12 protein-coding genes are annotated in these 12077 nt (G+C 61.9%); all 12 read right to left on the bottom strand.

Features of this window, described 5'->3' with window-relative positions:
* Positions 1 to 76: 76 nt before the first annotated feature.
* The gene (locus tag NKT35_RS21010; protein WP_254296931.1) at positions 77 to 694 is read right to left on the bottom strand and encodes a tail fiber assembly protein; all 618 of its coding nucleotides are present in this window, start codon (positions 692 to 694) and stop codon (positions 77 to 79) included.
* 11 nt (positions 695 to 705) lie between these two features.
* On the bottom strand, positions 706 to 2622 hold the full coding sequence (locus tag NKT35_RS21005) for a phage tail protein (RefSeq protein WP_254296929.1): 1917 nt from the start codon (positions 2620 to 2622) through the stop codon (positions 706 to 708).
* Positions 2622 to 3203 (bottom strand): phage tail protein I, encoded by a 582-nt coding sequence (locus NKT35_RS21000; protein WP_254296927.1) that lies wholly within the window; start codon positions 3201 to 3203, stop codon positions 2622 to 2624. The genes NKT35_RS21005 and NKT35_RS21000 overlap by 1 nt, the downstream gene beginning before the upstream one ends.
* The gene (locus NKT35_RS20995; protein WP_254296925.1) at positions 3196 to 4302 is read right to left on the bottom strand and encodes a baseplate assembly protein; all 1107 of its coding nucleotides are present in this window, start codon (positions 4300 to 4302) and stop codon (positions 3196 to 3198) included. Before NKT35_RS20995 ends, NKT35_RS21000 begins: the two co-directional genes overlap by 8 nt.
* Positions 4299 to 4643 carry a GPW/gp25 family protein gene (locus NKT35_RS20990; protein ID WP_254296923.1) on the bottom strand — a complete coding sequence of 115 codons (345 nt, stop codon included), beginning with the start codon at positions 4641 to 4643 and terminating at the stop codon, positions 4299 to 4301. Before NKT35_RS20990 ends, NKT35_RS20995 begins: the two co-directional genes overlap by 4 nt.
* Before the next feature lie 216 nt (positions 4644 to 4859).
* On the bottom strand, positions 4860 to 6086 hold the full coding sequence (locus NKT35_RS20985) for an IS256 family transposase (RefSeq protein ID WP_254293804.1): 1227 nt from the start codon (positions 6084 to 6086) through the stop codon (positions 4860 to 4862).
* 42 nt (positions 6087 to 6128) lie between these two features.
* Positions 6129 to 6317, bottom strand: a complete 189-nt coding sequence (locus NKT35_RS20980) for a hypothetical protein (RefSeq protein WP_254296921.1) — start codon at positions 6315 to 6317, stop codon at positions 6129 to 6131.
* Positions 6318 to 6465: 148 nt separating this feature from the next.
* Positions 6466 to 7074, bottom strand: a complete 609-nt coding sequence (locus tag NKT35_RS20975; RefSeq protein ID WP_254296919.1) for a phage baseplate assembly protein V — start codon at positions 7072 to 7074, stop codon at positions 6466 to 6468.
* On the bottom strand, positions 7071 to 8243 hold the full coding sequence (locus NKT35_RS20970) for a phage late control D family protein (RefSeq protein ID WP_254296917.1): 1173 nt from the start codon (positions 8241 to 8243) through the stop codon (positions 7071 to 7073). Before NKT35_RS20970 ends, NKT35_RS20975 begins: the two co-directional genes overlap by 4 nt.
* Complete coding sequence (locus NKT35_RS20965; protein ID WP_254296915.1) at positions 8231 to 8437, bottom strand: tail protein X; 207 nt, start codon at positions 8435 to 8437, stop codon at positions 8231 to 8233. Before NKT35_RS20965 ends, NKT35_RS20970 begins: the two co-directional genes overlap by 13 nt.
* The gene (locus tag NKT35_RS20960) at positions 8437 to 9315 is read right to left on the bottom strand and encodes a phage tail protein (protein ID WP_254296913.1); all 879 of its coding nucleotides are present in this window, start codon (positions 9313 to 9315) and stop codon (positions 8437 to 8439) included. Before NKT35_RS20960 ends, NKT35_RS20965 begins: the two co-directional genes overlap by 1 nt.
* Entirely contained in the window at positions 9315 to 12077 is a 2763-nt protein-coding gene (locus tag NKT35_RS20955; protein ID WP_254296911.1) for a phage tail tape measure protein, read from the bottom strand. The genes NKT35_RS20960 and NKT35_RS20955 overlap by 1 nt, the downstream gene beginning before the upstream one ends.

Below are 12077 nucleotides of genomic sequence, written 5' to 3'. Positions count from 1 at the left end.
GACTTGCAGGTCTCGTCTGCGGGTCAGCTGGCCGAGTGGGTGCTCCAACACTCACTCGGCCGCTGCTTCTCAATGCTTATTGGCCAGGCAGTGTTGGCCAGTCGATCTTGCCGGGATATCCGGATTGTTGCGGCACGCGCGACAGCTCCACCCGGTAGCGGCGCCACGCGGTCAACTGGTCCTCCTCTGCCGTTGTCGCCATCTTCAGGTCCGCCGCATCTTGCAGCGGGATAATGGCGGCGTCGGCCTGGCTGCGCTTGGCTGCAATCTCGGCCTCTGTTGCAGCGGTTTGCGCGGCCTGCTGGGCAGTCGTGTCTACCGCCCACGCTTTGCCTTGCCAGACGCCAAACGGCGGCGGCTCCAGCTCGGTGGCTTCCAGGCTGTCCGGCGTGTCGCCCAGCTGGGCGGCCACGGGCTGCGCGGTGGCCTTGCTCCACAGCGGCACGCCGCGCCAGTCCGGCAGCAGCTGCCAGCCGCCGCCCAAGATGCAATGCTGCGGAATTGCGCCATCCACTGTCCGCCATGCCACTGCCTGGCGAGGCCCAGCCGCTGGCGGCGCGGTTTCGGCGGCCCAGGCCGGAATCAAGTAGATCTCATCCACATCCAGCGGCGAACGCTGCGCGGTGGTTTCGCCGGCGTATTCGCCGGTTGCGGCGCTGTAGCAATACACGGTTTTTTGTGTGGTTTCAGTCATGGTGTTCTCCGTCAGATTTTGATGCAGGCGAGCATGGCGATGTTGCGGGGGCGGACTTCGTTCGAAACGGGAACCACTCGACTGGCATCAAAGATAAAGTCATCGGTACGGCCGTTCTGCGTCGCAGAATTGGCAACCGAGCCGGACTGGGTGTCTGCAAGTGCAATGGCTCCACTCGCGCCATCAAAGCATGTACCAGACGCGCTGATTGATCCCGTAATGTTGCGGATCGCATCCATTTGCAAACTGCCAAAAGCGCGTCCTGAGTCTGCGTCTGTGCGCCCGGCGCTCCAACCCCGCACAAATTCGCCGCGTAAGTCCGGGATACCAAAAGTTGTTTTGCCATCCCCTACGCCGAACCGGTCGCCAATGGCGGCAAACAGCGCCGCATACGCTACGCGTGAGACATTTTGCGCGCCGTCACATTTCAGCCAGCCGGCCGGCGCGGCATCGCGGGCAAAAAATGCGATCTGCCCAGGCGGAGCGGCGGAGGCCACATCGTCAGTTGTCGCCAGGCGTGTCCCGATACGCGCCGGCAGAGAGCTGAGATCTATGGCTATGCCGCGATTTTCCCCTCCGGTCTCAAAAATTCTCAGGCAATTCCGCCAAATATCGATGGCAACATCACCATTGAGGCTGGAGTTTACCGACCGCTCAAAATTCAGCTGCCCACCCTCATCTCCACCCTGGGCAGTGATGATGGTGTCAGGCGCCAGGCGCTCGATCTTCGTTACCCCCTTCAGGACTGGATTGCTGGACAATGCGAACTTATCATGCAGCCAACCATAACCTTGCGCCCAAAGCCCGCCGGTAACATCCGCGACGAGGACATCTTTAGAGTCAACCCGCAAATTGATGGTTTTACTGCCGGTGTTGGGGTTGGAGCCGGAATAGTCGGCAAACATGCCGGTATCGCCATCCGGCCCGAATGCGAAGCCGACGGCCGCAGAGTCATTCATCGGCAGGCCTTTTGCCGCCCGGAACGATTGCGCGCTGGCTCGGCCGGCACCATCCAGCGGCACCGCGTCGGCGATGCCGTAGCTGGCCAGCGTGCTTTGCTGGCCACTTTTCAGCACTTTCACCCATGGCTGCCAGATACCATTTTCCACCCGAGCTTCGAACGTCGCACCACCCCATGACTGGTAGGCAATGCTGCCCCAGCCTGGAACCAGGAAATTCACTGCCAGCATGCCATTGCTGGCGATGGGCCTGTCTTTGACTAAATCGGCAACGTGATACAAACCATTCGGCCGAAACTCCAAGCATGAGCCTTGCGTGATGTTTTTTGCAAAGCCTAGCAAACCGGCATTGGCCAAGTCGGCTTTGTCTGCCTTGTTCGACAAGGTATTGGCAATGGTGCCGGCGAAGTTCTGATCATTCCCCAGCGCGGCCGCCAGCTCCTGCAAGGTGTCTAGCGCGCCCGGCGCGCCGGCCACCAGATTATTGACGGCGGTTTGCAGGTCCGCCTTGCTCGCGGCATCAGTAATGCCGTAGCCGCCCAGCGTGGTGGGCTTGCCGGACATGATCTTGGTCCAATCCAGCGACGGGACATCATAAGCCGCCAGCGCGCGGCCAGCGGTGACGCGGCCTTTGGCGTCCACGGTGGTCATCGCCCAGGTACCGGGCGTGACCGGGGTATTGGCCAGCGTCAGCGCACCGCTGACGTTGCCGCTGGCGTCGAATGTCACGCTCCAGCTGCCGTCGCCTGTCATGGCGATGTTGCGCGGGGTTTTGAGGCGGTCGGCGTATTCGGCTGTCAGCGCGCCGGACACGATGTCGTCGATCTGCTTTTTCAGGAAGGCCGTACGGTTGGCCAGCTGTTTGCCCTGCAGGTTGTCGATGCCATCCGGACCGGCCAGGACCGGATCAGAGGTCTCCAGTTGATAGATGCCCGCCTCCCAGACGGACTTTTCCGGCAAATACGCCATCAGGCACTCCCTCGGTTGAATTGTTTATTTCGGGTGGCAATCGCGCCGTTATGACTGTTGGCCACGCCCTGGAAGTCGAGGCTGGTCAAGTGGCATCGAGCAGGCGCATACATGGCCAACATACTGCGCACCTGGTTGGCCTGGTCGTTGGTGATCGGCTGCTGCAGCAGTACGCGGTAGCGCGCCCATGCGGTGGGCTCCCCATGGAAGTAAATCCCGTCGCGGCGAGTGGTGCCGTCATGTTGTTTGTTAGCCAGCCCCTCAACCAGCGTCACCTCGCCCAGTCCCAGGCGACGGATCACTTCGCGGATCGCCCAGGGCGTACCCTTGTAGCGGTGCAGTTCAATGGCGCTCTTGATCAGGCTGCGTTGCGCATCATCGGACTCGGCCAGCGCCCAGCCATCAGCGCCGGTCAGACTGAGCTGTTCGGCCAAGTGTGGCAGCGCCGAGCGGGTCACGTTGTCCACCAGGTAGACCAAGAGCGTGGACAAATCCGCTTCGCTGATCCTGGCCGACAGCGCGGCCAGGATGCGGCTGCGGGTGTCGCCAGCCAGGGCTGGCGGCAGCGGCAGGTCAGCCATTGGTTGCCTCCGTAGGCATCAGCTTGATGGCGCTGCAGCGCGCCCATTCGTTCTCAGCGAGCTCCAGCCGCTGCGGGCTGATCAATGTCACTTCATAGACGCCGTCGACCTGCAGCGCGGCGATCACCTGGCTGGGAACAATGTCTCGGCCAAGCGCGGCAGAGTGGTAGGCGGCATAGCTTGAGGCACGCTCATTTGCTGCTTTACGCACAAACGTCGCATCAGCCGAGGAGAACAACTTGAGCTGGGCTTCAATGACATAGTCCACGGCGGCGGGTGCCAGTGTCTGCACTTGGTCGGTCAGCGGCCGCACCTTCTCAGCCGAGCAGGTCGCCTGCACCAGGGCGAGCATATTGGCGTCCGGCAAGCCGGTTTTCAGCAAGGGGTAGAGCTGGACCACGCCAGGCGTGGGCGATAGCACGGCTACGTCAACAATGCTCTGGTGCGCGCGTAGCGCGTGGAAACGGTAGGCCTGGCGGCTGCCGGCATTGGAGAATGACTCAGGCGCCAGCATGATTCGCTCACGCAACCGTTCGTCGTCCTCTTCGTCCACGCCGCCGGCCGTCACCGCCGTGTTGGTTACCACCACGTCCATGTCGCCCAGGTCGTCCATCAGGTTGACGATCTGGCCAGGCTGCCAGCCGTTGCCGGCGCTGCCGGCGTCCTGGCAGGTGGCTGCGATCTCCAGCGATGTGCGGCCGGCCGGTAGCGTGGCGGCCTCGTCGGTGGCGAAGGCCACCACGCCGTCGCCGCTCTCGGCGCGGGTGCCGACCGGAATTGGAAGCGGGCTGGCTAAGGGCGCATCCAGGCTGAACCGCAGCGTGGCGCGCGCGGGCTGGGCTGGGAGACGAGTGACGCCGACTAGCTGGCCCAGGTAATCCAGCATCGGCGCGCGGGCGTAGGCCACCAAGTTCTGCTTGGCCGCCTCCTGGATGCCGATGCGAACCAGGGTTTGGCGGTAGGCGATCAAGTCGATCAACAGCCGCTCCACCTGGGCCGGATACAGGGTCTTGCCGCTCTCCTGCTCGTACTGGGCGATAAGCTCGGCCGTGATGACTGCAGGGTCTCGCGCAATGAAGTCGGGTTCGGGCAGCGTCACAGCCTGACCTCCGTTTCCCTCACGCCAGCGGCGATGCGCCAAATCACGCGCAAGACGATGCGGGCGCCGTCGATCAACGGCGTCACCTTCACCAGCTGGCAGCGCGGCTCCCATTGCCGAATCGCTTCCACGGCTTCGCGCACCACATGCGGCACGGCCTGGGTGACCGGGTAATCGATATACAGATGGATGTCGGAACCGAAGTCCGGGCGGTGCGGATCGCTGCCCTTGGGGGTGCTCAGTATGATGCGGATGCACTGGTCGATGTCCGCCTCGGCCTCGACCAGGTCGGGGCAGTTCAGCGCGGGTTGCCAGTGAAGGGAATCAGATAGGCGGTTCATGCGGACAATGTTGCCGCGCAAACCACCTGGGGGACTTTAAAGGGGATTAGAACCTAGGGTGTCAGACCTGTGACGTATAAAGCTCTAAGGTTCTGGATTACGAAACTCTACTTTTTCGCCAATTGCATAGGTCGCCCCGGCGCTGGGGTCCACTTTTTTTACTTCCCCGGAGAGGATGTCGGGCGTGTCCGAATTTTTGTGTAAACGGGGTTTGGGTTACGCCTGTGGAATGCGTTCCTCGAACTGAATGGTAAAGCGAGTCAGCGCTGCCTTCCAATCCCGAATCGGCATGGTCCACTTCTGACTGATGTTCCTTAGCGCCAGATAGAACAGTTTCAGCAATGCCTCATCACTCGGGAACGAGCCCCGATTCTTGGTCAGCTTTCGCAGACTCATATTCACCGACTCGATGGCATTAGTGGTGTAGATCACTTTCCTGATCTCCGGCGGGTAGTCGAAGAATGGCGTCAACCGAGCCCAGTTGCGCCGCCAGGACTGACCAATTGGCAAATACTCGTCATCCCACTTGGCCTCAAACTCACCTAGCCGCTGCTCAGCTTCGTCGAGGGTGGCCGATTGGTAGATTCGCTTCAGGTCGGCGGCTACTTCAGCACGCCGCTTCCACGACACGTAGTTCAGGCTGTGTCGCACCATGTGCACGATGCACAACTGCACCGCTGCTTTCGGGAAGACCGCCTCGATCGCTTCCGGGAAACCCTTCAGACCATCGACGCAGGCGATAAAGATGTCCTGTACGCCCCGGTTACGCAGCTCGGTCACGACCTGAAGCCAAAACTTGGCTCCTTCCGTCTGAGCCAGCCACATCCCCAGAACCTCCTTCTCTCCAGCCAGGGTAATACCGATGGCGAGATAGACGGCTTTCACACGTACAGCTCCCTCACGTACTTTCACGTGGATGCAGTCGAGGTAGATGATCGGATAGAGCGAGTCCAGGGGGCGAGCCTGCCACGCCTTGACCTCTTCTGTGACGGAATCGGTGATGGAGGAGATCAGGCTGGGCGAGACCTCGGTGCCGTACATCTCTTCCAGATGGGCCTGGATTTCCCGAACAGTCATACCACGGGCGTAAAGCGAGATGACTTTGTCGTCGAAGCCGGTCCAGCGGGTCTGGTGCTTGGGAATGAGTTGCGGCTCGAAGGTACCCTGGCGGTCTCGTGGCACTTCGATAGGCAATTCGCCGAACTCGCCCTTGAGGGTCTTGCGGCTCTTGCCGTTCCGGGTGTTGCCGGCTGGATTGAGCACCGGCTCGTGTTTGCTATGGCCGAGGTGTGCGGCCATCTCAGCATCCAGTGCTTTCTCGACCAGCAGCTTGGTCAGTTGCTTGAGTAGGCCGTTCTCACCGATGAGGTCTTCGGGCTTCTGATAGTCGGCCAGCAAGCTGTCCAGTAGTGTGTCAGGTACGTCGTGTTTCTTTGAGCTCATTGTGTCTCCAGACTAGGTGGCAGTTTCCTGCCAAATGTCCGTTTACACAAAATTCAGTACACGCCCGATGTCCCGTGTGACACTCTCCAGTGCAATGCACAGCAACTGCCCTGACAGCAACTTAACCTTGACCACATCCCCCACCGTAAAGAGATCGGGCGGTTTAGGAGCAGCGACCGTATTATGTGCAGCTGCGTATACATCGGCTATGTCATTAATGCGTCGTGTCATGCGTGCATCCTCCGTTCATGGTTTGCGCCCGGCGCAGACGCCCAAACGACAACTACGACATGTCCTAAATTGTGCATGGCATATTCTCTTTCGGTTATGTCACACAATCAGGCCTCCTGAGTATTGCGCTTCACAACATTGAGCTCAATCAGTGGGTGTGATGATTGGAATTCCCTCCCGCATCCATGATAGACCCGCTGGCGCTCACATCGCCATCCACCCGCACATCCCCGCTGATCACCGCCGCCGAACCGGCCCCGCCAGACACCGCCATCCCGCCTTGCCCCACCAGCTTGCCCTTCACCAGGACGTTGCCGGAGAACTCGGCATCCGGCGCGTCCACCGTCACCTTGCTGCCGGCCTGCAGCAGTATGTCGGCGCTGGCCTGCATCACCACCTTCTGCACGCCGGACACGGTCAGCGTGTGGCTGGCGCGGTCGTACTCCAGCAGCGCGCCGTCCTTGAACCGCACCAGGAAGGTGTCGCGGCTGGTGGTGGGCGGCGGGTCGGCTTCGGAGTAGATCGCGCCCAGAATCACGCCGTCCTCGCCGCGCGCGTCCAGCAGCACTGCCACTTGTTCGCCGTCGTCGTAAGTCCAGCAGGCTTGGTCGTTCTGGCTTTTTGGGTAGGCGATGGGCAGCCACATGGTGCGCATATTGTCCATGTCCGGCAGGCGCACGCGGGCGAAGCCCGGCTTGCTGGCGCTGACGGTGCCGTACTTGATGGTGGCGCCGAATTCGTCCAGGGTTTCATTCATTTCTTCTTGCCTTTCTGCGGCGTGGCGCCGACCACCTCCACCTTGCCATCTTTCATGCCATAGACCTTCAGGCCTTTGCTGGCGGCCTTCTTGCCGGCATGGCCGGAGCCTTTCTGTACCGGCAGGCTGGCGCGCTTCACCTCCAGCTCGGTGGAGTAGCCGCTGCCGCGCTCAATCCGATGGCGGGCCGATTCCACCAGGTAGCGGCCATTCAGCTTGCCCAGGCCGGCCAGATCGAAGGTGGCGCCCGCCACCAGCTTCGGCTGGCCTGGCAACGCCAAGCTGCCGGACGTCTGCTCCAAGTTGCTCTTGTCCATCGCCGCCTTCACCTTGGCGTGGGCCGCCGCCCTGGACGTGGCGCGGCCGGCCATTTTCAGCGTGTCGCCGCTGGAGCCGGGCGTGTGGCCGCCTTTCTTGCTGGCCTGGGTGGCATGGCCCACCTCGGCCACCTGGCCGTTCTGCATTCCGTACACCACCAGCTTTTTGGTCTTGGGGTCGTGGCGCTTGAGCTTGGCCTCTTGGTAGACCTCCTTGATCTTGTCGCGCAGATGGACCGAGGTCAGGTCGGTCCTCTGCAGGGTCAGCACCGCCGAGCCGTCGCGCAGGTCGGCCAGTTCGCTGAACACCATCTTGTTGCCGGTGATCTTGAACACGTAGCCGAACTCCCGCGCCAGCCGGGTGAGGAAGGCCACATCGCGCTCCTGGTATTGCGTCACCCGGTCGATGCGGATATCGCGGATTTTGCCGACCAGCGTCAGGCGGTTGCGCTTGGCAATGCGCTGGGCGATGGCCGCCAGCGTGGTGTTCTCGTAGGCCCGGCCTACGCGGGTGCGCACCGACTTTTTCACACCGGCCGCCAAGGCCTTGATCGACACCGTAGACGGTGGAAAGGAGAACTCCACCTCGTCGATCTCGAACTCGCCGCAAGGCAGCAACGGCTCGCCGGCATAGCCGATCTTCAGCGTCAGCCTGTCGCCCTGGCGCGGATACCAAGCATTGATCCAGCGGCCATCGCTATCCTCCAGGGCTACTTCCAGTTCGTCCGACTGGCCGGACAGATAGTCGGAGTAGGTCACAGACAGCACATAGGGCGTGATGTCGCTGGTGATGTTGTGCTGCCCGTAAGCCAGCTGAAACACCGGGTGCGGGACGGCATTCAGCGCATCCATAACGGCAGTTCCTCAGCCAGGTCGGCTTGTTCAATCACCGGGATGGACAGCGTCAGGCCGCCGGTCAGCACCGGGCCGATCCGGACGTGTGGGTTAGCGGCGATGATCTGCTCGTATGCCAGCGCGTCGCCATAGTAGCGCCAGGCGATCTGGTCCCAGCGCTCGCCAGCCATGGTGAGATGGGTCAAATACATCAGATCGCCCTCGTGATGGCGCGGCTGGCCAGTTTGGAGACGGCGGGCGCAGCGGCGTTCAGCGCGCCGCCAGCCGCGCCCAGATAAGCGGACGCCCGCTCTAGTTGGCCCAGGATATTGCCGGCGCTCGCGCCGGACAGCGCGTTCTTGGCGCTGTCGACCACGCCCAGCGCCTCGCTGGCGCTGCGGGCGATGCCGGCCATCTCGGGCAGCCCGCTCATGCTGGACAATTTTTGCAATGGCCCGGCGGCATCTTTCAGTTGCGACAGCAGCCCCGGCACGCGGCCCAGCATGGCCTGCGGGCTGCCCATCTGCTTGGCCAGCGCGGCGGCATCGCCCGCGACCCGGATGGCGGCCTGTGCCTGGCTGGCATGCGCCGCCATTTTGCTGACTTGCTCGCGCATGCTGTTGGCGGCGGCATTGAGCGCGCCGCCTGCGGGTTGGCTGATGGCAGCCAGCGGCGCTTGCTTGGGTTGCACCGCCGGCGCGGGCGGCTTCTTCTTGTCGCCCACGTATTCACGCAGGGTGATGCTGGCCTCCAGCGCGATCAGCGTGCCGGCCTTGTCCGTTTGCTTGCTGGTGGCCGTCACATCGGTCAGAACGAACCAGCCCTTGTAATCGCCGTTGCCCAGCACCAGCGCCATGGCCTGGTGGTTTGCCAACGCCTGGCGCAGCTTCAGCAGTTCGGCCTCCGGATCGCAATATTGGCTGTGGAAGGACAGCTGGATGCGGATTTCGTCCAGTTTGTCCGCTATCCACTGCAGCCGCGGCTTTCCTTCAATCAACGCATGCTCGGCATAATCGGCGCCGAACTGCGACTCGAAACCGTCGAAATAGGTAATGAGGTCGAATTGCACCTCGCCCAGGAGCGCGAACATTAGTTGAATGCCCTCCGGTCTTGTTGCGCCGTAATGCGGCGGATCATCTGCTCCAGCTCCCGCAAGGACAGCTGCAGGCCGCTTTGCACCGCTGCCTTGGCCGCTTCCGGAGCGCCGGCCGGCAGATGAATGACGGGGCTGAAGTGGATGACATAGCCAGGCTTCTCCGGCTTAGGCTTGGCAGCTTGGGCGGCGGCAGGCTCAGTCTCGGTGGGCTGAGCGGCTGCTCGCACCCGGTTGGCCAGACGCGATTGAGCCGAGCCAGCCGCCCTCGCAGACAGGCCGCTGAGAGCATCAGGCCCTGCGGCAGCTACCGGCAGCTGAGGCTTGCCCCAGCCGCGAATGGTCGCCAGCGCCATGGCGCCGGACGCCTGGCCTGCGCCCGCTGCGGAACGCTGGATGCCTATGGCCGCGCCCTGGGCGATGTTGTCGCCAAAACCCATGAAGATGCGGGATGGAGACTTGATGCCGAGGGTGTTGGCGAACCAGCCCTTGATACCCGCTCCCAGGCCGACAATGGCATCCTTGGCCGCGCCGAGTTTGGACTTGATGCCGTTCACCAGCCCCATCACCAGGTCTTTGCCCGCCTGCAGGAACTTGCCCGGCAGCTCGCCGGCAAAGCGGATCACCGGCAACCAGTAGACGATCCAGCTGGCCACCTTGGACTTCATCCAACTCCAGGCGCTGGCCATGCCTTGTTTGATGCCTTCCCATAGTCCGCTGAAGAAGGTTTTGATGCGGCCCCAGTTGGCGATGATCAGCCGCGGGATGCCGATAATGGGGAAGATGTAGTTCAGGATCGGATAACGCTTGAATACACCATCCACTGCCGACCAGACTTTGCCGAAGAACGCCTTGATGGGTGTCCAGTAGCGATAGATCAGGTAAGCCGCTCCGACTATCGCCATCACGGCTATGCCTATCGGGTTCATCATCGCCGCGCGGCCCAGCCATAGGATGGCTTGGCCTGCCAGGCGAATGCCGCCAAGCAAGCCTCCGCCCAATACGCGGCCCAGCGCCAGCACGCCGCGCGCGGCCAGTATCAAGGGAGAGCCGAAGGCCATCGCCAAGCCCCGGCCAAACGGTAGCAAGAAGCGACCAAGCGCCAAGACCCCGCCGCCGATACTTCTCAAGCCGGAAATAAACGGCGCGAAGCGGCCGGCTTGCCATAAGGCCCGCAATAGAGTCCATTTGCTGGACACTGTCGTGATCGCGCTCGTCAGCGAGGTGAGCGGCGACAGCACCAAGTTGATGCCGTACTTGATGCCAATGAAGGCCATCTTGCCGGCAAGGAGGCCGCCTACCAAGCCAATGACTCCCTTAATGATTCCAGGGTGCGTTTTGGCCCACTCTCCAAAGGCTTTGACGCCTGGCTTCAGCGCCTGCAGCATTTCAGTCAAGGGCGGCAATAATGCATTGCCGATGGTGATGCCGATATCCGCTAGGCCTATCTTGAACGCCTTGAACTGCTCGGTCGCCGTTTCCATGCGCTTTTTATAATCACCCCCAAGCAGGTCTTTGTTACTAGCTTCGACTGAACCGTCCTTGATGCTTTTCATGTCTTTCATATTGGCGATGGCCGGGCGGATAAACGACATCGCCTGCATGTCCTGGAACAGCTCGCCCAATTTGTAGGCTTCCGACAAACGCTGCAGAGCGGCCTCGCGCTCCTTGTCATCTTTAATTGCCATGACCTTTTGAAACTGCCCGGCAGCTTCCGGTCCCTTCTTTCCCATGTAGCGGGTGATGATCTCCAACATCGACTGCACGGGTGTCATGCCCTCGGCCCGCAGATTCATCATGCTTTTCTTGAGGTCGATTCCCGCCTTCTCAAAATCCTTGAGGGTGTCTGGAGCGGTGATCTTCTGCAGGAAGTTCTTGAAATTGTTGGCCGCCTCATCGTTTGAGCCCGCCCCCTTGCGGGCAATCTGCAAGGCCGCGCCGATTTCGGCCACGGCCTCTTTGCCAGTGACCCCAAGCGCCTGGAACGACGGCGACAGCGCCGGCAACCACTTGGCCATGTCGCGGATTTCAAATTGGCCGCGCTTACCCGCGTAAGCCAGCATATTGAGCGCGCCTTCAAATCCATCCTCGCCTACCTTGAGGTTGTCCTTCAGGGCGATGGCCACGCTGCCCAAGTCGTCCATGCTGGCGCGAGTCGCGGTTGCCGCTTTGGCCATGATCGGAGCGTATTTCTCCAGCGCCTTCGCATCCTGGATGCCGCCGGCCACCAGCACGTTGGTGCCGCGGGCCACTTCGGACTGAAGCTGGTTCCACTTGAGCGCAGCATCCCGCACTGCGCTGCCGAGCTTTGCTTCCTCGGCTTTGCTGAATTCGCCGGTAATGGCGGTGTCGCGCATCTGATCCTGGAAGCCTGCCGCGACTTGTACCGATTTGACAATCGGCCCGCCCAACGCCAGCGCCGTGCCCGCTGTCTCAAACGCCTGGCCACGCAAATCGGCGCGCGCTGCCTTTAACATCTCGCCCCGCGCCAGGCTGGCGGTCAGGCGCTCCTGCTTGCCCCGGAGTTGGTCCAGAGTCTGGCCCAGCCGGTCGTATTGCCGTTTCAGTTCTGCGACATTGCGCGTGGGGTGGGACATCGCCTGCGCCATCGCCTCGCCCAGCCGATTGTGTTTGAGCCGCAACTCGTCGGCGACCTGGCCCAGACGCGAGGCGGTGCCGCGCGCCGATGCGAACGCAGACTGGAACGTGCCGGACAGCGCCGCGCCGATTTTTACCCCGATCAGCAGTTCATTGGCCAT

The sequence above is a fragment of the Chromobacterium sp. IIBBL 290-4 genome (assembly GCF_024207115.1).
Taxonomy (GTDB): Bacteria; Pseudomonadota; Gammaproteobacteria; order Burkholderiales; family Chromobacteriaceae; genus Chromobacterium.
Note: the sequence above shows the minus strand (reverse complement) of the source record. Positions and strands in the feature narration are given on the sequence as shown.